The 24,105-nt window shown below is 67.7% G+C and carries 21 protein-coding genes; 8 read left to right on the forward strand and 13 right to left on the reverse strand.

What is annotated here, in order from left to right:
* Positions 1-80: 80 nt before the first annotated feature.
* The 11 genes from ACFRIC_RS39895 to ACFRIC_RS39945 form a co-directional block, all read right to left on the reverse strand.
* Entirely contained in the window at positions 81-929 is an 849-nt protein-coding gene (locus tag ACFRIC_RS39895; RefSeq protein ID WP_382796705.1) for an ANTAR domain-containing protein, read from the reverse strand.
* 207 nt (positions 930-1,136) lie between these two features.
* Positions 1,137-1,364 (reverse strand): DUF5133 domain-containing protein, encoded by a 228-nt coding sequence (locus ACFRIC_RS39900; protein ID WP_382796707.1) that lies wholly within the window; start codon positions 1,362-1,364, stop codon positions 1,137-1,139.
* A gap of 251 nt (positions 1,365-1,615) precedes the next feature.
* Positions 1,616-2,773 carry a glutathione-independent formaldehyde dehydrogenase gene (locus ACFRIC_RS39905; RefSeq protein WP_382796709.1) on the reverse strand — a complete coding sequence of 386 codons (1,158 nt, stop codon included), beginning with the start codon at positions 2,771-2,773 and terminating at the stop codon, positions 1,616-1,618.
* Positions 2,774-3,589: 816 nt separating this feature from the next.
* Positions 3,590-5,197, reverse strand: coding sequence for a phospholipase D family protein (locus ACFRIC_RS39910; RefSeq protein ID WP_382796710.1), 1,608 nt, complete (start codon positions 5,195-5,197; stop codon positions 3,590-3,592).
* A 506-nt stretch (positions 5,198-5,703) separates the two neighbouring features.
* Positions 5,704-6,660 carry an ABC transporter substrate-binding protein gene (locus tag ACFRIC_RS39915; protein ID WP_382796711.1) on the reverse strand — a complete coding sequence of 319 codons (957 nt, stop codon included), beginning with the start codon at positions 6,658-6,660 and terminating at the stop codon, positions 5,704-5,706.
* 144 nt (positions 6,661-6,804) lie between these two features.
* Positions 6,805-7,683, reverse strand: a complete 879-nt coding sequence (locus ACFRIC_RS39920; RefSeq protein WP_382796712.1) for a MurR/RpiR family transcriptional regulator — start codon at positions 7,681-7,683, stop codon at positions 6,805-6,807.
* 179 nt (positions 7,684-7,862) lie between these two features.
* The gene (locus ACFRIC_RS39925) at positions 7,863-9,155 is read right to left on the reverse strand and encodes a cyanophycinase (RefSeq protein ID WP_382796713.1); all 1,293 of its coding nucleotides are present in this window, start codon (positions 9,153-9,155) and stop codon (positions 7,863-7,865) included.
* 151 nt (positions 9,156-9,306) lie between these two features.
* Positions 9,307-10,527, reverse strand: a complete 1,221-nt coding sequence (locus ACFRIC_RS39930; protein WP_382796715.1) for a M20 family metallopeptidase — start codon at positions 10,525-10,527, stop codon at positions 9,307-9,309.
* Positions 10,524-11,276, reverse strand: coding sequence for an amino acid ABC transporter ATP-binding protein (locus ACFRIC_RS39935; protein WP_382796798.1), 753 nt, complete (start codon positions 11,274-11,276; stop codon positions 10,524-10,526). The genes ACFRIC_RS39930 and ACFRIC_RS39935 overlap by 4 nt, the downstream gene beginning before the upstream one ends.
* 8 nt (positions 11,277-11,284) lie before the next feature.
* On the reverse strand, positions 11,285-12,244 hold the full coding sequence (locus tag ACFRIC_RS39940; RefSeq protein ID WP_382796717.1) for an amino acid ABC transporter permease: 960 nt from the start codon (positions 12,242-12,244) through the stop codon (positions 11,285-11,287).
* A gap of 2 nt (positions 12,245-12,246) precedes the next feature.
* Positions 12,247-13,197 (reverse strand): ABC transporter substrate-binding protein, encoded by a 951-nt coding sequence (locus ACFRIC_RS39945; RefSeq protein WP_382796719.1) that lies wholly within the window; start codon positions 13,195-13,197, stop codon positions 12,247-12,249.
* A gap of 318 nt (positions 13,198-13,515) precedes the next feature.
* On the opposite strand from ACFRIC_RS39945, the gene ACFRIC_RS39950 reads away from it, so the two are divergent.
* From ACFRIC_RS39950 to ACFRIC_RS39975, 6 genes are all read left to right on the forward strand, one after another.
* A complete protein-coding gene (locus ACFRIC_RS39950) occupies positions 13,516-14,949 on the forward strand; it encodes a cyanophycinase (protein ID WP_382796721.1) in 1,434 nt (477 codons plus the stop codon).
* A 48-nt stretch (positions 14,950-14,997) separates the two neighbouring features.
* Positions 14,998-15,222, forward strand: a complete 225-nt coding sequence (locus tag ACFRIC_RS39955) for a hypothetical protein (protein WP_382796723.1) — start codon at positions 14,998-15,000, stop codon at positions 15,220-15,222.
* On the forward strand, positions 15,219-15,359 hold the full coding sequence (locus tag ACFRIC_RS39960; RefSeq protein ID WP_382796725.1) for a hypothetical protein: 141 nt from the start codon (positions 15,219-15,221) through the stop codon (positions 15,357-15,359). Before ACFRIC_RS39955 ends, ACFRIC_RS39960 begins: the two co-directional genes overlap by 4 nt.
* Before the next feature lie 551 nt (positions 15,360-15,910).
* Positions 15,911-17,113 carry an IS110 family transposase gene (locus tag ACFRIC_RS39965; RefSeq protein ID WP_382796727.1) on the forward strand — a complete coding sequence of 401 codons (1,203 nt, stop codon included), beginning with the start codon at positions 15,911-15,913 and terminating at the stop codon, positions 17,111-17,113.
* A gap of 381 nt (positions 17,114-17,494) precedes the next feature.
* Positions 17,495-18,754 carry a PP2C family protein-serine/threonine phosphatase gene (locus ACFRIC_RS39970; protein ID WP_382796729.1) on the forward strand — a complete coding sequence of 420 codons (1,260 nt, stop codon included), beginning with the start codon at positions 17,495-17,497 and terminating at the stop codon, positions 18,752-18,754.
* Positions 18,751-19,116 (forward strand): STAS domain-containing protein, encoded by a 366-nt coding sequence (locus ACFRIC_RS39975; protein ID WP_382796731.1) that lies wholly within the window; start codon positions 18,751-18,753, stop codon positions 19,114-19,116. The genes ACFRIC_RS39970 and ACFRIC_RS39975 overlap by 4 nt, the downstream gene beginning before the upstream one ends.
* Before the next feature lie 835 nt (positions 19,117-19,951).
* Here ACFRIC_RS39975 and ACFRIC_RS39980 read toward each other — a convergent pair.
* Complete coding sequence (locus ACFRIC_RS39980; protein WP_382796733.1) at positions 19,952-20,515, reverse strand: TetR family transcriptional regulator; 564 nt, start codon at positions 20,513-20,515, stop codon at positions 19,952-19,954.
* A 278-nt stretch (positions 20,516-20,793) separates the two neighbouring features.
* Between ACFRIC_RS39980 and ACFRIC_RS39985 the strand changes: the two genes are divergently transcribed.
* Positions 20,794-21,966, forward strand: coding sequence for an alkane 1-monooxygenase (locus tag ACFRIC_RS39985; RefSeq protein ID WP_382796734.1), 1,173 nt, complete (start codon positions 20,794-20,796; stop codon positions 21,964-21,966).
* A 153-nt stretch (positions 21,967-22,119) separates the two neighbouring features.
* Here ACFRIC_RS39985 and ACFRIC_RS39990 read toward each other — a convergent pair whose 3' ends face one another.
* A complete protein-coding gene (locus ACFRIC_RS39990) occupies positions 22,120-22,878 on the reverse strand; it encodes a DUF4142 domain-containing protein (protein WP_382796736.1) in 759 nt (252 codons plus the stop codon).
* 534 nt (positions 22,879-23,412) lie between these two features.
* Here ACFRIC_RS39990 and ACFRIC_RS39995 point away from each other — a divergent pair.
* Complete coding sequence (locus tag ACFRIC_RS39995; RefSeq protein WP_382796738.1) at positions 23,413-23,892, forward strand: DUF742 domain-containing protein; 480 nt, start codon at positions 23,413-23,415, stop codon at positions 23,890-23,892.
* Positions 23,893-24,105: the final 213 nt, after the last annotated feature.

A 24,105-nucleotide genomic window follows, 5' to 3' on the forward strand; every position in this document is an offset into this window, starting at 1 on the left:
TGCCGCCCGCGACTAGAGAAGCAGTATTCAGATGAACCTGGGCGCCGTTTGTGACAGATAGAGCTCGGGGCCAGCCGAGATCAGTTCGCGGAGGCCGCGGCTGCATGGAGATGTTCCAGAGCATCAAGCGCAACGGTCTGGCGATGCCAGTGGAGCCAGCGGCCCACCGCGGCGCCTGTGGATGCCAGCGTTGCGAGCTGCGGCTCGCTGAGCCCTGGCAGGCGCTGCTCGTGGTGAGAGGAAATCATGCCAATCACCCGGCCTGCGGGACTGGTCAGCGGAAGGCTGTGCGCGGCACGGCTGCCAGCTTGAAGGATCGCCTGACGAGATCCCTCATCAAAGATGTCGGCCGCTTCGACATCCTTGACGGTGACCTGCTGGCACTGCTGGGCCGCTTGCGCGCACGAGGTCGTCGAATCCTCGACGAAGGCGAAGAACTGGGTGAACTCCCGGCTCAGTCCGATGTGTTTCTCCATACGGAGCATGCCGTGCTCCAGAAGTTGCACATTCCCCATCCCGGTCTCGGTGATGTGCAGGACCCGCCGCAACGCGGCCGTCAGCACTGCCCCGTGCTGACGCTCCGCAGGCGCGACACCCAGACCTGGAAGCGCGGGAGCAGTAAGGCGGGGGCGCCGAGGAAACCAGCGCACCGCGCCCGCGTCCGGCCCTTCGACGCGCACGACGAGGTCAGCAAGCGTGTGCAATTTGATGTTGAAACGCTGCGAGGCTCCTCGCAGCAGATCGAAGCCCTCCGCAGTCGACGCCAGCCGGTAACGGCCTACCAATACCCGCTGGGCTGACTCGACGGCCGCCCGGGCCAGCTGGCGGTTGCGCAGCTCGAAGGCACTTACATGATCAACCGGAGCGTTTCCCCGGCGCTCATACGTCCCAGCAGAGATCTGACCGACCACGGCGGTTTCATCGCTCATAACGATCACTTCCCAGCAGCGTATAGACACAGCGGACCGCAGAGCGTTCCATAGAGCGCCCTGCGGCGTGCCTGTGTCCTAAGCACCCTCGCTAGCCAAGCACACCCGCAGGCGACTGCGAAACGGCTTCTCGAGTGGCATCACAGTGCATAAAGGTGGGGCTCGCACACTCCAGGCGGTGAGGCTGCCCGGCAATGCGAAGATCGGTCAGAGCGTAACGAGGGAGTCGTCTTGCGGACGGGCGCCGGGCAGCTGGTGGCGGGCAGCGATGAGAGCTGCATCGATGTCACGGGTGCCTGTTGACACGCACAGTGTGTAGGCAACGTCGTCCATACGCCGGCGCACCTCGGGGCTGCCCTTTTCCGCCTGCAGGATGCGCAACGTCTCGTACTGCTCGACCAAGCGCGCCAGTACCGCGGGGTGTGCCATGAGCATCGCAGAGTCTCCCTGATCACCATCATCACCAAGGCCTGTACACGAACCCCTGTGCCCCACGCCCCGCCTGCCATTCCCACATGTTCAGGGAAAGCGGCCGTGGACCGCACAGGGAGCACCGCACACCGGAGAGCAGGCGAGGCCGACAGCGGCGCGCCGAGTTGTTCTCGTGCCCGACCGCAGATCCGCCGGCGCGACGGCGTCGGCATGGGGCTGCGGAAAGCTCCCACGGGCCCGGCGTCCCGTCCGTCTCAGCGACCGTCGGGATGTAGGACCACCTTGGTCCAGCCCTGGTCCCGGTTGTCGAAGTGCTCGTAGGCCGATGGTGCCTCGTCGAGGCTGAGTTCGTGCGAGACGACGAAGCTCGGTTCGGCCTTGTCTGCGGCAATCAGGTCGCGCAGGGCTCGGTTGTACTTCTTGACCGGCGCCTGACCGGTTCCCATGCGTTGTCCCTTGAACCACATCAGGCCGTAGTCGAACGGAATCCTGCCCTGGGCCTCCAGGTCGCTCTGGGCCTCGGCGCCGCCCGGGTCTTCAGGGAGGAACACGCCGACCACACCGAGCGATCCGGTGAAGCGGACGCTGTCGATCAGACCGTTCAGGGTCAGGGCGGCGTCTTCCTGTCCGCTCGGGTCGTGAGCCTGGTAGCCGACGCACTCACAGCCGTTGTCGGCACCGAGCCCGAGGGTTGCCTCTTTCACGACCTCGGCCGGGTCCTGGCTGCTGGTGTCGATCGGGATGGCACCGATCTCCTCCGCCTTGCGCAGCCGGTCCTGCTGGTGGTCGGCGACGCACACCCGGCCTGCACCCTTCAGGATCGCCGAGTAGGCGGCCATGAGCCCCACCGGTCCGGCGCCGTAGACGATGGTCTGGTCGCCGGGACCTACATCGGCCATCTCGGTGGCGTGGTAGCCCGTCGGGAAGATGTCGGCGAGCATCACGTAGTCCTTCTGCCGCTCGACAGCGTCCTCACCGAGCCGCAGAGCGTTGAAGTCGCCATAGGGAAAGCGCAGGTACTCGGCCTGACCGCCTTGGTAGGGCCCCATCTCCGCGAAGCCGTAGGCGGCTCCGGCCAGCGTGGGCTCCGGCTGCATGGTCAGGCAGTAGCTGGTCAGGCCCTGCTCGCACTGCTTGCAGAACCCGCAGGCGACATTGAAGGGCAGGACGACGTAGTCACCGACCTTCACCTTGCTGACGGCGGATCCGACCTCCACCACCTCGCCGAGATTCTCGTGCCCCAGGCTGCGGCCCGCCTCGAAGGACGTCCGTCCCTCGTACATGTGCAGGTCCGAGCCGCAGATGTTGGTAGTCGTGATCCTGACCAAGATGTCGCAGGGGTGCTCGATCTTCGCGTCCGGCACGTCCTTGACGGTCACGGTACGCGGTCCCTCGTAAACGGCGGCCTTCACGATCCCTCCTTTCACGCCACGCCACTCCGATCGGGCCGACCGAAGGCGCCTGAGCGGGCTGTCGCTGCACCTGCCGGGTCCCCGCACACCATTCCGACGAAACGGACTAATGAAAGGCTGCTGCGGCAACGGCGTTGACTCGGCATACCCGTACGCACCACCTCGGCAGCGAGGGAAGTTAGCAATCATGACAGCGCGCAAGGACTCCGGGGGTACTGGGTCAAGGCCTAACCCGCTCCCACCGTCCGTCGGTGTCGCAGTGGCGGGCGGCGACGTTGCGGAACTCGGCATGGTCTGGGTGCTGCCCCGGCGCAGGCGTGAGGTAGCGCTGCGGGTTGGACGGATCGCCGACGGCGTCAGCGGCCACACGACTGCACACACTCGTGTACGGCCACCGGCGCCGGTCCTGCGGCCGCGAGAACGTGACTCTTCTTGATCACAGCGGGCCAGCGCGCATTCAGCCGAGAGCCTGCGTTCGCCGTGGGTGCGGAGCCCTCCCGTGCGGCCCGGGTCCGCAATTGCGGCTCTGCAGACCCGTGTCGCACCAACAAGACCGCTCTCACGGGTGGCCTGGGATGGCAGCAGCCGGAATTCGGGTCCAGATTAGAAGAACAGCGGTCCGGGTCGCTGAGCCCCCCTGAGGCCCGGACCGCCGCATCACTTCCTCTTGAGCAGCCGGGCTACCTGCCACGGGGGCGATACCTCGATGACACGCGTGTAACGGAGCCGTCGGCTGAAGGTGATCCGGTTACCTCGGCACTCCGCTCCTACCGCGTCCGCGTCCCACCGGGGCACCTCAGCCGTCCGGGACACCGGTCAGTAGGCGCCCTGCCGGCGCAGGGAGCGCGGGCGGCCGTCGGGATCGGCGATGACCCGGTAGAGGGGGTCGGTCAGGGCCCGCGTGAGGCGGGACAGGCGCGGCGGGTGATAGGTGCGCAGCCGTCCCGACGGTCGCGGCCCGTGGCGGCCGTCGTCGTGCCAGGCGTCCAGAGCGGCGGCCGAGTCGGCGTAGGCCGCAAAGGCGCGGCCCGGGTCGCAGAGTGCGGCTGCTTCCCCGTCCCCGTCGCGGTCAAGGTGTTCGAGATTCAACGACAACCGCAGCTCGCGCGCGAAGACGCGGGCGCCGTCACCCAGGCCGCCGGGGTCCACCGGTTCACGGGAGTCACGGGTCTCGTCGAGGACAGCGCAGCTGAGTTCCGAATCGTGGGTCCAGGAGCGCCGGTTGACGTTGTCGGAACCGACCGCGGCCCAGACATCGTCGATGACGCAGACCTTGGCATGGACGTACACGGGTGTCCCGGCGTGATTCTCCAGGCTGTAGACGGCCACCCGGTCGCCGCCGGCCCGTCGCAGGATTTCCAGGGCGCGGATCCGGCCCAGCAGATTCATCGGTGTGCTGATACGCCCCTCCTGGTCCGGCACTGACGGGAGGACGGCGATCATCCGCAGGCCCGGATGATCCGCGAGAGCCTGGGCAAATGGCTGGACAGCACTCTCCGACCACAAGTACTGGTCCTCCAGGTAGATCAGCCGCCGTGCCCGCCGCAGGGACTTCATGTAGGCGCGGGCGATGCTGCGTTCACCGTCGGGAGCGAACGGATAGCCCCTGAGGAGGCGGTTCGGGTAGGTGCGCAGGATCTGGACCGTGTGGGAACCGCGCGGGCCCGGGTCGGGTTGCTGTACCGGGAGCGGATCCGCCCGCGTGTCCTCATCCCGGAGTGCCGCCCGCAGCCGGCTGCGGGGGCTGCGACTGAGCGGAGCCGGGTCCGTCCACCGCTCACGGAACGTGGCCTCGACATCGCCGACGGCGGGCCCGCGCACCGCCAGCTGGATGTCGTGCCAGGGCGGACGGGAACCGTAGGCGTCGGCGATGGGTTGCGCCAGCGGGTCACCCTGATGAGCGGCGTCGTCCCGACGGCTGTGGCACAGATCGATCCCGCCGACGAAGGCGACGTCCCGCTCGGGCCGACCCGGGTGACGCAGCACCACGAACTTTTGATGGTGCGAGCCGCCCGGCCGCACCCGCATGTCGAGCAGGCACTCGCCTCCCGCCTCCTCGATCTCCTCCCCCAGGTGGTAGTTCTCCTGTTCACTGAACTGGAACCGATCCAGGTGCGAGCGCCACACCAGCCCCTTGACGACGACACCGCGGCGTGCGGCGTCGCACAACACATCGCCGATAGCGCTGTCCGGACCGTCCAGCAGTTCGTCAGGGTCACCCCGCCAGTCCGTGAACATCAATACGTCGCCGGCCCGCTGCGCCCGAACGGCCGCGAGCAGCTCGGCGAAGTACACCGCCCCGTGTACCAGGGGGCGGACGTCGTTGCCCGTGGACCACGCCGCGCCGTCGGCATGACGGCGGTCCACCCGCGACGCGGGATTGCCCCGCTGAGCGGGGGTGAGTAGCCAGTCGGCGCGTTCCACGTGACAGTCCTTCCAGCCGACGGCCCCTTCCTGGATCTCCTGGTGGGTCCGTTACCCCGTGAACGCGCGGCCCACGCAAGTCCTGCTCCGAACAGTCCTGCGAAGACCTCCATTGCCGGAGTCGAGGCCGCATGCGACGGACCGGCTCGTGTACATCGTCCTGTCCGCCGCATCCAGCTGAATCGCGCAGAGGTTGCTGCCGCGGTGGGCTGCATCCCCCGGGCCTTCCTCTCGCAGAGGGCGCGCCTGGGGGTGTTGAAGTTGTAGGCGTGGCGTGCCGTTTCCTGCGTTCCAGGGCGCTCTTGGCGTTGGTGTTTCTACCCGGGTGGTGGCGTTGGCTTCGGCGTAAGCCTCGCGGCGCGTGACGGTGCGTTGTTGTCGGCGACGGGCGAATCCGCCGAGAATTACCTTCGAGTAGCGTGTGTGATGACGGCCGCGCTCCCCGGCGTAGGACGCCCGACGGTCGGCGTAGACCGTTTTCCCTGAACGGCGTACGCGCCCCTTGCTCAGGTTCCCGCGTTGACGGTGGCCTTCGGGATGGCGATTCCCGGCACGTGGTACTTCTCAAGGATCTTGGTGTAGGTGCCGTCGTCCATCAGGGACTGGAGCGCCGCCTTGACCGACCGTGTCAGCTGTGGGTCGGTCTTGGAGATCCCGATGCCCATGGGAGAGGGGCTGTGGGGGCCCACCGCCTTGTCTCCAATGACCGTGGAGAACGTCTTGCCGCCGTCCGTGGTCGAGGCGACCCAGGCGGCCGTCACCTCGTCCAGGTAGTCCGCCACGACCCGTCCGCTGCGCAGTGCGAGCTGGGCCTCGGAGTCCTTGGCGAACGCCAGCACCTTGATCGGAGGGAGACCGGCCGCTCGGCAGGTGGCCTGGCGGTCCTTCAGGAGTTGTTGGTGGTTGGTTCCGCTCTGGACTCCGACCGCCTGTCCGCACACGTCGGTGATCTCGTCGAGTCCGGTGGGGTTGCCCTTCTTCACCAGCCAGCCAGGCCCGGCATTGAGGTAGTCGACGAAGTCGACCGCGCTCTGCCGTTCCTTCTTGTCGGTCATGGCGGACATCACCACGTCGAACTTACCCGCCTGCACGGCGGGGAGAAGCCCGTCGAACTTCTGCGGCGAGAACTTGAACGTGACGCCGAGCCGCAGGGCGATGGCACGGCCCATGTCGTAGTCGATCCCGGTCAACTGCCGACTGCCCACCTGGGTGAACATCTCGAACGGTGGATAGGGCACGTCGGTGGCCACCTGGACGACCCCGCGCTCGCGGATCCGCCGGCTCAGACCGGCACGCAGCTTGGATTCGGTCTTGACGGTGACTCCGGGTATCACCTCGGCAGACTTCGCCGCATCCGACGACGGACCGGCATCCCCGTCGCTTCCGCAGGCGGTCAGGACGAGCGAGCCGGCCATGATCAGCGGCACCGAGATGAGGGTGAGCAGCCTGAACTGTCTGGGCATGACGAATCCTTCGGTGGACAGGGAGCAAGGAGGAGGGCCGCGGGCGTGGCCGGAAGTGCGGTGCGGTCTCTGGGTGAGGTGCCCCGGGCAGCGATGCGACGGGATCGACCGGTCGCGCACCGACCCAGGTGAGGGTCCGAACGGTCAGACCAGGCCGATGCGCTGGGCGATGTCTTCACCGTGGCGCAGGCGCTGGTGCGCCGTCTCGCCCAGCGACACGATGACCGCGGCTACGACGGTCTCGATCACGGCCATCGTCGGGACCAGGCTGTCGTACGGCGAGGGCGACGTGACCTGGCTGGGCAGGACGACCTCCGCGTGGGTGGTCACCGGGGAGAGCCAGGTGTCGGTGAAAAGGACCACCTTGCCGCCCCGTTCCCCCAGAAGCCGGGCCATGGCGACCTTGTCGTCCTCGTAGCGCCGGTAGTCGAACACGACGAGGACGTCCCGTCGTGTCAGTGCGGCGAGGACGGCGGTACGTTCGACGTCACGGTCCGGCAGGAGGGTGACGTCGTCGCGGAGTTGCATGAGGTGCAGACCGAGGTACTGCGCCAGCAGGTGGGTGAACCGGCCGCCCGCCAGAACGATCCGACGCTTGGGGTCGGCGAGGAGCTGGGTGGCACGGTCCAGGTCGTGCGGCGGGAGTTCAGCCAGGGACCGGGTGAGAGCGGCTGCGAACAGTCTGCTGCCGCTCTGCAGCAGCGGTTCGTTGTCTTCCGGGTGGCCGGGGTCGTCGGACCGGGTCAAGGCGGCCGATTCGTACAGTGACAGAGGTGAGGCGCTGCGTTCCTCGAGTTCGTCGCGCAGAGCGGCCTGGAAGTCGGGGTAGCCGCGAAAGCCGAGGCGTCCCACGAACCGGAGGACGGTCGGTGCACTGACCGCGGCACGTTCAGCGATGGTCGCGATGGTCTCGAAGCCGGCTGCCGGATACCCGGCCAGCATGACCCGTCCGACCTTGCGTTCGGCGGGGCTGAGTTCGCCCAGCTTGAGCCGGATCTCGTCGGCCAGCGTGCCAGAAGCCATCGTGAAGTTCCTTTTCCGAGCCGCAAAGGCCTTGTCCTTGAACCCTACCGGGCAGATCGGAGGCCGAGGGTGCGTGAGATGTGGACCGGGTTCTGCGCGGGTCCACGCCGCCCTGCGGGGCTGGGCGCCCCGTCGGACATGCCCGGGCACCCCCGGCCCGTTCCGCGCGAAGAGCGAGATCAGTTGGGGGTGACGGACACGGTCATCCCGATGAGGCTGTCCGCCGTGGTGCCGTCGTCGGTCAGCGGGGTGAAGTGCCGGTTCTTGTCGAAGGTGACGGTGAACCGCGGCCCGGACTCGAAGGTGGTGGCGGTGGCCTCACGCTGCCCGGCGGACTGCGCGAGGGCTCGTGCGGTGCCCAGGAAGCTGTAAGGGACGCCGTCGGCGTTGGCGAGAGAGTAGAAGACGTCGTTGTTCGCGGGGACGGCAGTGTGGTCCTGCGGCTGGAGCGGGCGCTTGTCTGACGCGGGGCGGACCAGCCAGCGGTGCGGCTCGTAGCGGTCGCCGTCGGTGAGGTAGTTGTACCGCGCCCCGGTGAGGGACCAGCCGCCGTCGCGTCGGCCTGCATGCGCGTGCCGCAGATCAAACACTGCGAGTCCCTGGGGGCCGACCACGCGCATGCTCTCGTCGGGCGAACCAGGGTGCTCGACGACGAGCGCGGTGTTCTCCTCCAGCGCGTAGACCCGCTGGTGGCCCGTGTCGGAGGCCAGCCGCAGCGAGCGGCCCTCGCGCCCGGAGGTGCCGGTGTGGGTGTCCAGCAGCCCCGAGCGCAGGAAGCCGAAACCGCCCTCGGGCAGGTAGCCGAGCTTCGAGGCGTCTTCGAAGTAGCCGGGGGCGCTGCCGTCCCGCAGGGCGTCGTAGGAGTCGCCGCCGGTGATCATATCTGCTCCGGCCGCGATCTGCGCGCCGGCGCTCGACCCGGCCACCACGGCACCGCGTGCGAGCTTGGCGCGGATGGCGGCCAGCACCTTCGAGTCGGTGTGCGCGGAGCCGTGCAGCAGGCTGGTCACGTACCGGTATTGGTCTCCGCCGCCGAAGAAGAAGCCGGTCATGCTGTTCACCTGGTCGACGACACGGTCGGAGTCGGCCGCGGAGAGGTGGTCGATGTCGACGGGGATCCACTGGGCGTCGGCGGCGCCGTGACGGGTGAACAGGTCGGCGTAATAGGCGCCGTTGCAGGCGGAGTTGGAGCAGGTGTCCGGGTCACCGGCGTTCGGGTCCTGGCTCTCGGGCACCGAGGCGGCGGTCAGCACGCCGATCCGTGCGCGCCCCTCGCCTCCGGCCCGGTCGATGATTTCGCCGTACACCTGGTCGTTGTTGTCCTTCAGGCCGCCGCCGACCAGGACAAGGGAGCCGATGGAGCGGTGTTTGGCGGCCGGGTGTGCCGAGGCGGCCGGGGCGGCTGCGAGGGCCAGCAGAAGTGCGGTGCCGGCGGCCAGTACGGTACGGCCGGCTCTGTGCGGGGTGCGCATGAGGTGCCTCCTTGATGGGTGCTGACGTGGGAGATGTACGGTCGGGCAGGCCTGTGCTGGGCCGCCTTCGGCTCGAGGGGTGCGGGTGCTGTTCGGCGAGGCCGGGACCGGCCAGGCGACGGCGCTGCCCCAACGGGGTAGGAGTGCCGGTTCAGCCGGTCAGGGTGTTCTCGCGGCCGAGTTCGGCGATGAGCGAGGCGAGCAGGGCGACACGGGTGACGATCGTGGTGGTGTCCAGCCACTCCTGCGGGCTGTGATCGCTGCCGCCGACCGGTCCCAGTCCGTCGAGAACGGGAACTCCCGTGCCGGCGATGAAGTTTGCGTCACCCACTCCGCCGGTCGCGGCCGCCCCGAAGGACAATCCCAATTCCTCGCCGATGTCCTGGGCGGTCCGCAGGATCCGACGTGAGGCGTCGGTGTCCTCCATCGGTGGGCAGAGGTCGAGTTGCTCCACCGTCACGCTGGTTCCGGCCACGACCGGGCGCGCGGCTAGTTCCTCGATCGCCTGCCGGGCCTGCTGGATGCCTAGAGTCGTCGCCGAGCGGACCTCGACGTGCAGTTCGGCCTCCGGGCAGACGATGTTGGTGCGGGTGCCGGCGTGCACCATGCCCACGTTGACCGTCACGTCGCCCCAGCGGCCGTTGAGCCCCTGGAGCGCGACGGTGAGATGAGCAGCCGCCAGCGCGGCGTTCGCGCCGCGTTCCGGTTCGATGCCGGCGTGGGCGGCCCGCCCCTTGACGGTCAGCCGGAAGTCGGCCACACCCTTGCGGGCGATCACGACGTCGCCGTTCTGGCGCGCGCACTCCAGCGCAAGGGCGTAGTGCATGCCGCGTGCCGTCTCCTCGGTGAGGGGGCGGCTCGCCGGGGATCCGATCTCCTCGTCGGGCACGGCCAGGAACACCAGCTCGGCGTACTCATGGAAGCCGGCCTCCTCGAGGATGCGCAGCGCCGTGAGTCCTGCGACCAGTCCGCCCTTGTCGTCGCTCACGCCCGGCCCGTGGGCATGCGAGCCGGCCAGGGCGAACGGTCGCGCCGCGGCTGTTCCGTCCTCGAACACCGTGTCCATGTGAGCGGCGAGGAGGATCCGGCGGCCGCCGTCCTCGACCGGCAGCGATCCCCTCTTGCGCGCCACGACCAGGTCACCCGTGCCGCAGGCACCGACCGGCGGTGGGCTGAGGCGCCGGGTGTCAAACCCGAGAGCGCGCAGCCGTTCGCCGACGATCTCGCCGACCCGGTTGACACCATCGGGGCTGTAGGACCCGGAGTCGATCGCGACGAGTTCGGCCAGGTCCCGTAGGTAGCGGGACTTGTGGGCGCGGGCGAGCGTCAGCAGTGTGGCCGTGCGGGGCTGCTGACGGACCGAGGAGCTCACAGAACCTTCGAGAGGAATCCGCGGGTGCGTTCCTGCTCGGGATCGACCAGTACCTGCTGCGGGTGCCCGGCTTCCACGACGACGCCCTCGTCCATGAAGACGGCGGTGTCGCCCACCTCGCGGGCGAAGCCGATCTCGTGGGTGACGACGACCATGGTCATGCCGTCGCCCGCCAGTTGCCGCATGACATCCAAGACGTCGCCGACGAGTTCCGGGTCGAGTGCCGAGGTCGGCTCGTCGAACAGCATGAGCTTCGGCTTCATGGCCAGGGCGCGGGCGATGGCGACCCGCTGCTGCTGTCCGCCGGAGAGCTGCGCAGGGTAGTGCCCGGCGCGGTCGGCGAGGCCGACCTGCTGCAACAGGCGCATACCGTCCTCGCGTGCTTCGGTGCGGTTGGCGCCCGTGACCCGTACGGGTGCCTCGGTCACGTTCTCCAGGGCTGTGAGATGGGGGAAGAGGTTGAACCGCTGGAAGACCATGCCTATGTCGCGTCGGCGTGAGGCGACTTCCTTCTCCCGCAGTTCGTACAGCCGATCGCCCTGCCGGCGGTAGCCGACGAGCTGGCCGTCGACGGACAGCCGGCCGCCGTCGACGGTCTCCAAGTGGTTGATGCACCGCAGGAACGTGGACTTCCCCGAGCCCGAGGGGCCGAGCAGACAGCACACCTCTCCCGCGCCGACGGTTAGGTCGATGCCCTTGAGGACCTCGAGCTTCCCGAAGTGCTTGCGCACGCCCTGTGCGTGCACCATGGGGGTGCTCATCGCTGCGACTCCTTCTTCGCGCGGCTCAGACCGGCGGCGCCCGCGAGCATGCGCTGCAGGGGTGAGATCCTGCCGCTTCCCGAGGTGCCGCGGCCGTAGCGCCGTTCCATCCAGGCCTGCGGGATGCTCAGCAGGCTGACCAGGGCCAGGTACCAGATGCTGGCGACCACGAGCATGGGGATGACCTGGTAGTTCTGCGCGTACACGTCCTGGATGTTCGACATCAGGTCGTGGGCGGCGATGACGGAGACGAGTGCCGTCATCTTCAGCATGTTGATGGTCTCGTTGCCCATCGGCGGGATGATCACCCGCATCGCCTGGGGCAGGACGATCCGGCGCATGGTCAGGGCAGGCCGCATGCCGAGCGAGTGGGCCGCCTCCGTCTGTCCATGGTCGACCGACTGGATGCCGGCGCGGACGATCTCGCTGGCGTAGGCGGCCTCGTTGAGGCCCAGCGCGAGCAGGGCCGCTACCGCCGGGGTGAGCAGGGAGTTGGTGTCGGCCTCGACGAACGTGATGCCGGTGAACGGGATGCCGATCAGGACCTTCTTGTACAGCGCCGCGGCATAGCCCCAGAAGATGATCTGAACGAGCAGCGGTGTGCCCCTAAAGACCCAGACGAACAGGGAGGACAGCGCGTACAGGACGGGATTGGCCGACAAGCGCATGACGGCGATCAGGGTGCCCAGCACCAGACCGAGGGCCATGGCCGCGGCGGTCAGCCAGAGCGTCGTCACCAGGCCGTCGAAGATGAGGCCGGCGAAGAGGTAGTGGCGGATGACGTCCCAGTGCAGGTTGGCGTTCTTGGCCAGCGAGCCGATCAGTCCGCCGACGGCCGCCACGGCCGCGACGGCGGCGATCCAGCGCCCGTAGTGCCTGACCGGGATGACGTCGAGGTCTGCGGGGGCTGACTTGCCGCGCACCGCTGCGCTCGCGGGTGTGGAGGGAGCGGCCATCGTCAGTCCACCGCCGCGTTACGGGTGGCTTCCTTGACCGCGATCGAGGCGACACCGTACTTGTCGAAGATCTTGGCGGCCGTGCCGTCGTCGATGAGGGCCTGGAGCGCCTTCTGGACCGCTTCGGTGAGTTCGGGAAGCTTCTTGCTGATGGCGATGCCGTTGGGTGAGGCGTTGTAACCGCCGGGCGCCTTGGAGTCCTCCACGAGCTCGAAGGCCTTCCCGTCGTCGGCCGTCTTCGCGGTCCAGCCGGCGGCGGGCTTGGTCAGCACGTCGGCTACGACCTTGCCCGAACGAAGCGCCAGCTGGGCGTCGGAGTCCTTCGGGAAGGTGGAGATGGCGATCTTGGGCTTGCCAGCCGCGGTGCAGTCGGCCTGCGTCTTGGTGAGCAACTTCAGCTGGTTGGTGGCGGCCTGCACACCGACCGGCGACCCGCACAGGTCGGTGAGCGTGGTGATCTTCTTCGGGTTGCCCTTCGCCACGAGGACGCCGGACCCGGACTGGGAGTAGTCGACGAAGTCGACCACCTTCTGACGGTCGTTGCTGTCCGTGATCGCCGACATCGCGGCGTCGAACTTGCCGGCCTGGAGGGCTGGCACGATGCCATCGAACTTCTGCGGGGTGAAGTCGAAGTTCACACCGAGCTTGGCCCCGATGGCCTGACCGAGGTCGTAGTCGAGTCCGGTGATCTCCTTTGCGCCCTCACTGACGAACATCTCGAAGGGTGCGTAGGGGACGTCGGTGGCGACGCGGACCGTGCCGGACTTCTTGATGGCGGAGGGCAGGGTGTCGTGCAGAGCCTGGTCCTTCTTCACGGTCACTCCGGCGACCTTCACAGCCGCTGCCGGCGCGGACTTGCCGGTGTCCGACCCGTCGTCGCAGGCGCTCACCGTCACCAGCGCCACGACTACGGTCGCGACAGTGATCACGGCACGGCGGGAGGAATGTGGCATCACGATCGGTCCCTCTCGGAAGTACTGCCGGGGAAGGTCTGCCCTCACCCTCTGACAGAGCAGGAAACTACAGGCGCCCACCGGCTCTGCATAGATGTAACGCTGGTTACATTCCGGCAACGCGATCTAGGAACCGCCAAAAGACCTGAAGTGTGCCGATTTTGAATACTTCTGACGCCTTGGCAAACCTCGCTTCCAGAATTCTGCATTACATCTTCCCGTAACAGACGGCTGCTTGTATGTTCCGCTACTGCCAGCCGAAACCCCGCTGTCGGCCCCTCAGGCAGGAGGGCGGGGCCCACACCCACCGGAGCCCCGATGACGCCACGCGCCCTGAACAGACCCCTCGCCTCACTCATCGTGATCGTGGCGACCGCCACGAGTCTCGCCGTCACCAGCGACCCCGCCCACGCCTCCGCCGACCGCATCCGCCTCGGCAGCACATCCGACGTGAGCCGATCGAGCTGGTCCGGCCCCGCCTTCACCATGAACGGCGACGGCAGCGTCGTCGGCGGCTCCATGACCAGAGCCATCGACGCGATCCGCGGCAACACCGGAAGCCTCGACGTGGTCGTACTGGCCGGCTCGGCCCCCACGTCGGGCAGCAAAACACCCGAGTGCGACACGATCACCGCGCTCTCCGGCGTCAATTCCTGCACCACCTGGACACTCACCGCCGCGTCCGACGGCAACAACACCCAGCTGAACACCGATATCCGCAACGCGGAGTTCGTCTACTTCGCCGGCGGCGACCAGTGCCGCTACGCGGCCTGGAAGGGCACGGCACTCCAGGCGTCCGTGCAGTCCGTAGTCGCCAAGGGCGGCGGCTCAGGCGGCGGCAGCGCAGGCCTGCACATCAACAGCTCGATCGTCTATGACGCCTGTACCGCGAGCGCCACCTCGGCCGGTGCGCTCGCCAACCCGTACGACAAGTCACTCACGTTCACCACCGGCATGTTCAACTGGCCGAACTACGGCGACACCATCAACGACTCCCACTTCGTGGCTCGCGACCGGATGGGCCGCACGATGGCATTCGTCGCACGCGCTCTCAAGGACGGCCTGACCACACAGGGCAAGGCCTGGGGCGTCGGCATCGACGAGGGCGGCAGCTCTCTCTACATCGACAAGAACGGCCTGGCGACGCTCTACGGCAGCGACGCGTACGTCGTACTCGGCGACCACCAACCGGAGAAGGCCGTCTCCGGCCAGCCCCTGACCTTCTCCGGATACAAGATCTGGCACCTCACCAGCGGCCAGTCGTTCGACTTCAAGAACCGCCCCACCTGCGGCTACTACCGGCGCAGCGTCACCAACGGAGTCGCCGACACCAACCTCTACAGCGGCACACCCGAGACCAGTTGCGGCACCACAGGAGGAGGCACGACGGTGAGCGAGAGCGAGCCGAACGACTCCCGCTCAGCTGCCGACGACATCACATCGAGCACTCCCCCGGTGACACTGACCGGCGCGCTGAGCACCACCTCCGACCGGGACTACTTCAAGTTCACCCTGGGCTCAGGCAGGACCGCGAGCATCTCCTGCGCCATACCCGATGCATACGACGCGGACGCCTATCTCCTCGATGCGTCAGGATCCACGCTGACGAGGTCGGTGAACGACGGCCGGGGCAGCGACGAGTCTCTCACCTACACCCGCACCGCCTCGGGCAGCGGAACGTACTACCTGGACCTCGAGGCATACGCCGGATCCGGCTCCGCCACCTACGCATGCGACCTGAACACGGCCTGAACACGGCCACGGTCCGAAGACGCGTCGTAGCCGTTCGGCTGCCTCGCGGTGGGCAGGGCCCGGCGGCCGCGGTCGCTGGCCACCGACGGGGCGTTCTACTGGCGGCTGGCCGAGCGGATGGGACGGGACTGGCCGGGGCCGCTAACCGCGGTCGACTACGGCGGCCGGCTGATCGCCTGGATGGGCGCTGTCATCCGCCTGCGTCAGGAAGCGGGCGAATCGCCCGGTCCGGCGACGACCTGGGGTGGGTCCGGCAGGAGCATCAGCCGGTGACCGTGGCAGGCGGGCTGCGGGTGCAGGGTGCTGCGTCCTGGCTGCACTTGGCCAACGGGCAGGAACACAAGGTGCGTCTGATCGGAGTGCCGTGGATGAGCGACCAGGGCTTCCTGATCGTGGCCTTCCTGGGCTAGGGAACAGCCCGGACCGGATGATGCCGCTGACAGTCTGTGCCGGACGATAGAAGAGAACAGAGAGCGGGCACGGCAGAGGTGGTGCTGCGGGGACATCAGGCGACGGTCCGCTACTGCGCGGCAAGTCGTGCCCGGCGTGCTTCACGCAGTTCTTCCCGAGGGAGTCCAGTCTTCAACGTCGGCGGGCGTACCTCGGCTCGGAGCACGGAGGCTGAGGACGCCACGGCGTGGCGGCCTTCCCGGAGCGGAGCCCCGGGTGGGTGGCGGCCGGTGCCGCGCCCGGTCCCGCCCCGTTATCTTCTTCGCGGTCCTGCAAGAGGGCCGCTGGCCTCCGGGCCCGGCATGACTGTTGCCCCCTGTCGAAGGGATGACCTGGGGGGTGGTGTCACCGGGCCCGAGGGGTGCCGTCGGAGACGCTGATCAGAGGTCCGATCACCGCCTGGCCGGGCGAAATGCCCGGCTGCTCGCGGGCGGCAGGTCTGCATAACGTGGCTGCGCGAGAACGGCTCCCGACCTCGGGGCCGGCATACGTCGACACATGTGGGGGCACGGTGATCAGCATCGACGGGGTGGGCGTCTTCCTGGGCCTGGACGTCGGCAAGCAGACCCATCACGGACACGGACTGACCCCGGCCGGGAAGACGGTCTTCGACAAGCCGCTGCCGAACAGCGAACCGAAGCTGCGGGCGGTCTTCGACAAGCTGAAGGCCAAGTTCGGCACCGTCCTGGTGGTCGTGGACCAGCCCGCCTCCATCGGCGCCCTGCCGCTGAGCGTCGCCCGGGACGCCGACTGTCAGGTCGCCTACCTGCCAGGCCTGGCGATGCGCAGGATCGCCGACCTCTACCCCGGCGAAGCCAAGACCGACGCGAAGGACGCCGCCGTCATCGCGGATGCCGCCCGCACCATGCCCCACACCCTGCGCACCCTCGACCTGACCGACGAGGTCACCGCCGAGCTGGCCATGCTCGTCGGCTTCGACCAGGACCTCGCCAGCGAGGCCAACCGCACCTCCAACCGCATCCGCGGCCTGCTGACCCAGTTCCACCCCAGCCTCGAACGCGTCCTGGGTCCGCGCCTGGACCACGCAGCCATCACCTGGCTCCTCGAGCGCTACGGATCTCCGCAGGCACTCCGCAAGGCAGGCCGCCGCAGGCTCGTCGAGGTCATCCGCCCCAGGGCACCGCGCATGGCCGAGCGGCTGGTCGACGACATCTTCACCGCGCTCGACGAGCAGACCGTCCTCGTCCCCGGCACCGGCACCCTCGACGTGATCGTGCCGTCGCTGGCGAAGTCGCTGGCCGCCGTCCACGAACAACGCCGGGCCCTGGAGGCCAGAATCGAGGCCCTGCTGGAGGCCCACCCTCTTTCACAGGTCCTGACCTCGATGCCCGGCATCGGCGTCAGGACCGCCGCAGTCCTCCTGTCCACCGTCGGCGACGGCAGCTCCTTTCCCACCGCCGCCCACCTGGCCTCCTACGCCGGCCTCGCCCCGACAACCCGGCAATCCGGAACCTCGATCCACGGCGAACACGCCCCCAGAGGCGGCAACCGCCAGCTCAAACGGGCGATGTTCCTGTCCGCGTTCGCCGCCCTGCATGATCCCGCCTCCCGCACCTACTACGACCGCTGCCGAACCCGCGGGAAGACCCACACCCAGGCACTTCTCCGCCTCGCCCGCCAGCGGATCAACGTGCTGTTCGCGATGCTCCGCGACGGAACCTTCTACGAACCCAGAACCCCACGCCTCGCTTGACGAAAGACATAGAGGCACCCCCCCGTGACCTAGAGAAGAAGGGCTGTGCTGGGCCCGGATTCGGCGCCGCTGATATTTCCGCTCCACACTCCCCGCTCGTCCCCTCTGGGGCACCCCTCGATCCCCTCGTCCTGAACCGCCCAGGTGCGGGACTAACGCCAGCCACGACTGAGCCTTTCTGGACGGTCCGAGCCCGGGCAGGCGGCCCGGCCTACTGCAAGCAGTTCGTTTGAACGAGGGCGGCGCCCGTGGGCTGCGTTAGCGGTCGCGGTCTTGCTGTGCTGCGGTCGAAGTGGATAACCGGCACAAACGGGCACTCGGACGTTGGGCAGCAGAGGACGGCAGACCATGGACACGGACCGTGAGGCAGGAGGGCGGGCGATGCTCGCCGGCCTGCTGGACGCTAGCCATCTGATGCCACTAGACGCCCTGCCCGAAAAAGCCAGCAAGTATGCCCAGGCCGCAGGCTTCACCGACCTGCTCATCTACGTGACTGATCTGGAGCGCCGGGAGCTGCACCTGCTGACCGGCCCGAACGGGCCCCTGCCGGACACCGCACAAGACATCCGCATCGAGGGCACCACCCCGGGACGGGCCTACCAGTACGGCTGGCTCACCTCTTCTTCCCTGAACGAAGCGGTCGGCATCGACTGGTGGCTGCCCATCGTGGACGGCACCGAGCGCATCGGAGTGCTGCGCGTGCGCTCTGTATACGACGATGCCCGCGCCCGCGAGGACGCCGACCGTCTCGCCGCGCTCCTGGCGCTGCTGATCGTCGCGAAGCGGGCCTCCAGTGACGCGCTCGCGAAGCTGACACGGACGGAGCCGCTGAACATCGGGGCCGAGATGGCGTGGAACCTGATGCCGCCGAGCACCTACGCCGACGGTCGCATCGTGATCTCTGCGTCGCTGGAGCCCGCCTACCGGATCAGCGGTGATGTGTACGAGTACGCTCTGGACGGCCCTTTGGTGCACCTGACGATCTTCGACGCTATGGGTCACGACAACGCAGCGGGGCTGTGCGGAGCCCTCGCGCTCGGTGCATGCCGCCAGGCCCGCCGTCAGGGCGCCAGCCTCGCCGCCACGGGGGAAGCCGTGGAAGCCGCCCTGATCGACCAGTATCACCAGCGGCGCTACGTAACCGGCATCCTGGCCAGCCTCGACACGCGAACCGGGGTGCTGAGCTGGGTTAACCGCGGTCACCACCCGCCGGTCATCATCCGCGGCAACCGCTGGAGCAGCCACCTCACGTGCCCGCCGACCCACCCCATGGGCACCGACCTGGGACTGCCCAGCACCGTGTGCCAAGAACAGTTGCAACCGGGTGACCGCATCGTCCTTTACACCGACGGCATCACCGAAGCCCGCAGCGCCGACGACAGCGAATTCGGCCTGGAACGCTTCACCGACTTCCTCATCCGCTACCACGCCGACGGCCTGCCCGTTCCCGAAACCCTGCGCCGCCTGATCAAAGCCGTCCTCGACTACCACGACGGCAGCCTCCAGGACGACGCCACCGTGCTGATGTGCGAATGGCTGGGCCCCACCACCGAGGACACCGAACCAGCGGCGGCCCTGACCGGACTGCTGGACCGCGATCCACCGCTCATCTCAACCACGGACGGGAATAGTCGGCGATGAACTCCCTCCTGCGCATCGACACCACCGACGCCCGCAGCCAAGCCGCTGCCCTCACCGTGGCAGGGCCTCTCGACCTGAAAACCACCTCCATCCTGGAGCACACCGTGGACCAGGCCATCAACGGCCGTCACACCGTGATCCTGAATCTGGCCGACATCACCTTCTGCGACTCCTCCGGCCTCAACACCCTCATCCGCCTACGCCGCCACGCTCAGCACTCCGGCGGCGAGCTCATCCTGGCCGCACCACCGCCTCAGATGATGCGCCTGCTCACGGTCACAGGCGCCAACAGCGTGTTCCCCATCTACAGCAGCCTGGCCGAAGCCTGGCAGGCCGCTCCCAGCACTCCGCCCACGACCTGACCCCATGGGGTCAGGCCTTGCCCCTTAAGGTCACGCCTTCTGCGGGCCAAGTGTTTCCCAAGGCCGTATCCCGGGCAGCCCAGGACGGGCCGGCCCTGACAACGCTTGAGGCAAGACCGCGAACCAACCAGCAAGGTTGCGGCGAGTCCGGGCCAAGCCCGGAAGCGGGACAGCGTGCTTCGCGCGCACCTAGCCCGGGCAAGTTCGTTGCAGCATGCACAGGATGGCTCCTGAACGGGGCCGGAACATCCCCCGAACGTCGCTCGGGCACAGCCCGAGTGAGGTCTGCCAGATCCGTCGTGCGGAAATTCACCAGCTCGCAGAGGGAGCCGTGTGAAGATTCCGACTCGGCGCCGCGCCTCCGATCTGAAGCACGAAGCTCGGGTCCCAACCCGATGGCTGGTGAGCAAACCACAGACCGGCCAGACCGCCGCCCTGCTGCAGGAGATGTCGGGCGCGAGCCCCCGAACCTGAGATCATCGCCCGGATCGTGCGCGACCTCGCCAGCCGCGACGACGCACCGGTACGCCTCCTGCTCGACGCCGACACCTACGGCCTCACAGCCGGTGAAGCACTCGCCATGTCCGACGGCAAATGGCACACCCTTGCACAATGGGGCACGGACAGTGAACGAGGCGGTATAGGGCAGAGCCTCACATCGTTGAACGGATCGGCGCGGGACATCGACGCTCTTGAGACCCGCGCGCCCATTCCAGGGCTCGAAGCACGGAGGAGCCCGCTTCGGGCCCTCACCCCTGTGCCGCACCCACGCAGCGCCCAGGTCGCGCCGATGCAGCCTGGCCTTGCGGCCCGGCGCCGACTAATTGCTGCGAACCTACTCCTGCGGTCTGATCCCCAGCACTGCGCAGGCCGCCCGTGCCAGTCGGGCCGGCGCAGTGCCGGGCTCGGGGAGCGGCAGCAGCATGTGGCTGATGCTGAGGCGCACCAAGAGGTCGGCGGCCTCGGCACGCCGGCCCTCCTCCACTTGCGGCAGGACGTCGTCCAGCCACGTGGAGACCAAGGTCCAAGCGGCGGTGAGGATCGGTTCGGGACGGCTGGTAAGGAAGGGTAGGAGGGCGTCGGTTCCCCCGCGGGCGGCGCTGAGGACGGCTTTGATGAACGGATCGCGTTCGGCCTCAGCCAGAACGTGTCCGACGCCTGCCTGGAGTGCGAAGCCCACGTGAGTGCGATGGCGCTCCAGCACATCCCCCAAGCCGGTGAGGAAGCGGTCTGACTCCCGGTGTACCAGGGCGTGCCCTACTCCCGCGCGGTCGCCGAATTCGGCGTAGATCGAGGGGCGGGAGACATCGGCTCGTTGGGCGAGGTCGGCGACCCGCACCCGGTCCCATCCGTTCTCCGCAGCAAGGGCCCACGCCTCATCGAGCACACGCTGGCGCATCTCCTTGCGCCAGGCGACACGAGGGGGATCTGGAAGTTGTGCGGCCTGCGCCAACTGTCCTTCGGGCGGCCGAGCTTGCTGCCCAGAGCCGACTGCCTGCTGCATCACATCACTCCGCCCTCTACCACTCTTGATAGGTAGTCAGAATATTTACACTGTGCTGGCTTTGTCAGCCGTTCAGTCGCCTGCCAGTCTGAGGGCCCCCACCGCGTGCTTCCGCCTCCACCCGGTCGGCAGAGGCGGAAGCACGCGGATCTCACCATGAAGGAGTGGGCGCGATGAGCCAGGCTGCTGAGGGCGTTCGCTGGCGGGACCCCAAGCGTCTGTGGTGGCCTTTGGCACTCGCTGTTCCGACCCTGCCTTGGCAGGCAGGGGCCCTGGTGCACCTCACCGGGGTGACGGCGTTCTGGTGGTGGGGGCCGTTCTTCGCCTTCGTGCTGGTGCCGTTGTTCGATCTGGCCACCGGTGCGGATGGGAAAAATCCGCCTGAAGCGATCATGGAACGCCTGGAACGGGACCGATATTACCGCTGGTGTACCTATCTGTATTTGCCGCTGCAGTTCGCGTCCCTGTTCTGGGCATGTGCCCAGTGGTCCAGCAGGGGTCTCGGTATCTTCGCCTCGATCGGGCTGGCCGCAACCACCGGGGTGGTGGCGGGCGTGGCCATCAACACAGCCCACGAACTCGGCCACAAACGCGAGCGGGTGGAGCGACGGCTCAGCCGCCTGGCACTGGCCCAAAGCTGCTACGGGCACTTCTACGTCGAACACAACCACGGTCACCACGTACGTGTCGCGACACCGGAAGATCCCGCCAGCTCCCGCATGGGCGAAGGCTTCTGGACCTTTCTGCCCCGTACAATTATCGGCAGCCTGAACTCCGCCTGGTCGCTGGAACGACGCCGCCTTCAACGCCGAGGCCGGCCTACGTGGAGCAGGCACAACGACATCCTGTCCGCCTGGGCACTGTCGGTGACTGTTTTCGCGGCCCTCAGCACAGCGTTCGGCCTCGTGGTACTGCCCTATCTAACCCTGCAGGCGGCGCTCGGTGTCGGCCTGCTGGAATCGGTCAACTACCTCGAACACTACGGCCTGCTGCGCCAGCGGCGCCCAGACGGCCGCTACGAGCGAGTCGCCCCCCGGCACAGCTGGAACAGCAACAACACCGTCAGCAACCTCTTCCTCTTCCAACTCCAGCGGCATTCCGACCACCACGCCAACCCTCTGCGCCGCTACCAGACCCTGCGCCACTTCGACGAGGCCCCGCAGCTCCCCGCCGGCTACGCAGCGATGATCGTCCTCGCCTGGGTCCCACCCCTGTGGCGCCGTGTCATGGACCGGCGACTGCTCGCCCATTACGACGGCAACGCCGGCCTGACCAACACCAAGAAGCCCAGCGGCAACCGACCGAGAACCGCTCAGACCGGTCCCACGACCCTCACTATCCGGTGACACTCAAGCGTCTTGATCCGGTCTTCCTTCGGGGGCCCGAGCTCCAGTGGGGGTGAGTTAGCTCGGCGGGCCTCGCGTCGAGTCGACTTCCGGTCCGCTGACGAAGAACTCGGGAATCCCCAATGGGCTACGACCGCGGGACTGGTCCGCCGACTACCCGCCGTTCGTTCCCGTTCCGTTGAGGGCGGCGCTCAGGTCTATGGGTGTGGAGGTGGGGTTGGGCGGTGGATTGAGAACAACCTGGGGCTGACCAGGCACCGGCGCCGGCGGGGTCATGTCGGTCTTGGGCAGCTTGGGCGGAGTCGTCTGGTTGAAGACGGTGGTGTCGAAGTCGACGAGGCCGGTCTTCTCCATCACGGTGATGTGGTCGAGCACAGTGTTGTTCGCCTGGTTAGCCAGTTCACGGATCAGCGTGTTCTTGGTGGTCGAGCGGATCTTGGCGATCGCGTTGAAGATGGAACCGTGGGTCATCCGCAGGATGTTGGCGAAGTCGATGTCGAACTGCCGCCCCGACTCGGCCTTGAGCTGGGTGACGAACCCCTGCTGCTGGGGGCTGGCCACGTTGGGGAGCGTGATGTTCAGCATCGGTGCGATCTTGCGGCAGCTGGCATCGAGGGCTGCATGCCCGTCGACAAGGTGCTGGCTGGCGGTCTTGACGGCCTTGCTCTGCCCCTTTTGCAGGCCGATCAATCCGAGCGGGTGCTCCCAGAGGCCGGCTGCGCGTACCTTGACCACGAAGTCGCGTTCGCTCTCTGTCAGCGGTCCCCATTGTGTGTTGGCGATGATGCGGTCGTTCGAGGTCGAGGCGTTGTCCAGGCCGAGCATCGCCGGGTAGGCGAGGGCTGCCAGTGTCAGGGTCAGAGCACCACCCACGAAGAGTGTTCCCATCACGTTTCGCGAAGACTGCACCATTTCTCCTGCCCGTGCTTTGTCCGTCGGCGTCGCCCTGAGGCAGACGAACAGAAGTACGCACAAGAAGCCGTTCGGACTCAGTGAATGGCATGGCCGGCAAGGCAACCTGCCGCGGATGCTCGCAGCCGGTACCGGCCGGCCGCTACAGCACAGCCCCGAACGCGATCACCGCGAGCGCGACCGCGGAGAGTAGGAGCCACGCGGCAGGCCACCCTGTCAGGGCCGGGGGGCGCCCACAGCCCAGGATGCTCAGGTGGCGCGCGATCCGGCTGCAGGCAGGAGGGCATGCAAGATGGACGCGCAGGCATGGACTCCCTTGGTGCGCATCAGGCATCGGCACTCACCTGATCACCAGGGCCATATAGCAACGAGTAACGTCCTTCCTCGCGAATCGACTCGTAATCGATTACGGCGAGGGCTACGCTTGGGGACCGTGCTCTGTGCGGCGCGGCGCACGCTGTGCAGGATCGGACTGTGTGATTCGTTAACGCGTACCTTCTGCCGACATGGGCAGTTGGCCGTTTCCGGTACCCAATGTCCTCGGGTGCGCCAACCGAATGGAGCAGTAACGTGACGAGGCCCCCTGGAGACGATCCGTACAGGACACACCGTCCTGCACCGCCCGCGGCTCAAGACCCTCGATCCCAAGTGGCAACGGGCAGCCGCGCCAAGCCCTCCGCCCTCGTTCGGCCCTACTCCATGACTGGAGGCCGCACCCGCCCGAGCCACCACCTCGCCATCGAGGCGTTGGTTAGCACCAGAACAGAGCTCTGGGAGCCTCGTACCCAAACACCGGAGGCGTATCGGATATGCCTTCTCTGCCAAGAGGTCAAGTCGGTCGCGGAAATCTCCGCACACCTTGCCATCCCGCTGGGAGTCGCCCGAATCCTCGTGGCGGATCTCGCGGAGGCGAGGCTCGTGACAGTGCACCAGCCCCACGGGGACGACGCCAATGGGGGAAGGCCCGACGTGACGCTCCTCGAAAAAGTGCTCAGCGGCCTTCGGAAACTCTAGGACGACCCGCACAATACCGGCCAGGTCCTGCGCTAACACCGTCGCGGCAAGGGCGTGGAGCAGTCGCTGACATCCGCCTTGCAGGTTCGGTTCCACTCCGAGATAGGACAGGGTCTCGGCCGGCAGCAGGCCCTTCCCACGGTTAGTCCGGGCGAGAGAAGACACTTCTCGCGGCCGGTATCCAGACGCCGGGCAACGTCGTGGGCGGTGGCG

It is taken from the genome of Streptomyces sp. NPDC056738 (genome assembly GCF_042790435.1).
In the GTDB taxonomy this organism is placed as follows: domain Bacteria; phylum Actinomycetota; class Actinomycetes; order Streptomycetales; family Streptomycetaceae; genus Streptomyces.

Bases quoted from the DNA above. Each gene is read 5' to 3' on its own strand.
- ACFRIC_RS39920 (WP_382796712.1), bottom strand. From the start codon at position 7,683: ATGGCTTCTGGCACGCTGGCCGACGAGATCCGGCTCAAGCTGGGCGAA.
- ACFRIC_RS39990 (WP_382796736.1), bottom strand. From the start codon at position 22,878: ATGGTGCAGTCTTCGCGAAACGTGATGGGAACACTCTTCGTGGGTGGT.
- ACFRIC_RS39970 (WP_382796729.1), top strand. From the start codon at position 17,495: ATGCTCGCCGGCCTGCTGGACGCTAGCCATCTGATGCCACTAGACGCC.
- ACFRIC_RS39900 (WP_382796707.1), bottom strand. From the start codon at position 1,364: ATGCTCATGGCACACCCCGCGGTACTGGCGCGCTTGGTCGAGCAGTAC.
- ACFRIC_RS39935 (WP_382796798.1), bottom strand. From the start codon at position 11,276: ATGGTGCACGCACAGGGCGTGCGCAAGCACTTCGGGAAGCTCGAGGTC.
- ACFRIC_RS39985 (WP_382796734.1), top strand. From the start codon at position 20,794: ATGAGCCAGGCTGCTGAGGGCGTTCGCTGGCGGGACCCCAAGCGTCTG.
- ACFRIC_RS39925 (WP_382796713.1), bottom strand. From the start codon at position 9,155: ATGCGCACCCCGCACAGAGCCGGCCGTACCGTACTGGCCGCCGGCACC.
- ACFRIC_RS39895 (WP_382796705.1), bottom strand. From the start codon at position 929: ATGAGCGATGAAACCGCCGTGGTCGGTCAGATCTCTGCTGGGACGTAT.
- ACFRIC_RS39950 (WP_382796721.1), top strand. From the start codon at position 13,516: ATGACGCCACGCGCCCTGAACAGACCCCTCGCCTCACTCATCGTGATC.
- ACFRIC_RS39945 (WP_382796719.1), bottom strand. From the start codon at position 13,197: ATGCCACATTCCTCCCGCCGTGCCGTGATCACTGTCGCGACCGTAGTC.
- ACFRIC_RS39980 (WP_382796733.1), bottom strand. From the start codon at position 20,515: ATGCGCCAGCGTGTGCTCGATGAGGCGTGGGCCCTTGCTGCGGAGAAC.
- ACFRIC_RS39995 (WP_382796738.1), top strand. From the start codon at position 23,413: ATGTCCTCGGGTGCGCCAACCGAATGGAGCAGTAACGTGACGAGGCCC.
- ACFRIC_RS39940 (WP_382796717.1), bottom strand. From the start codon at position 12,244: ATGGCCGCTCCCTCCACACCCGCGAGCGCAGCGGTGCGCGGCAAGTCA.
- ACFRIC_RS39915 (WP_382796711.1), bottom strand. From the start codon at position 6,660: ATGCCCAGACAGTTCAGGCTGCTCACCCTCATCTCGGTGCCGCTGATC.
- ACFRIC_RS39975 (WP_382796731.1), top strand. From the start codon at position 18,751: ATGAACTCCCTCCTGCGCATCGACACCACCGACGCCCGCAGCCAAGCC.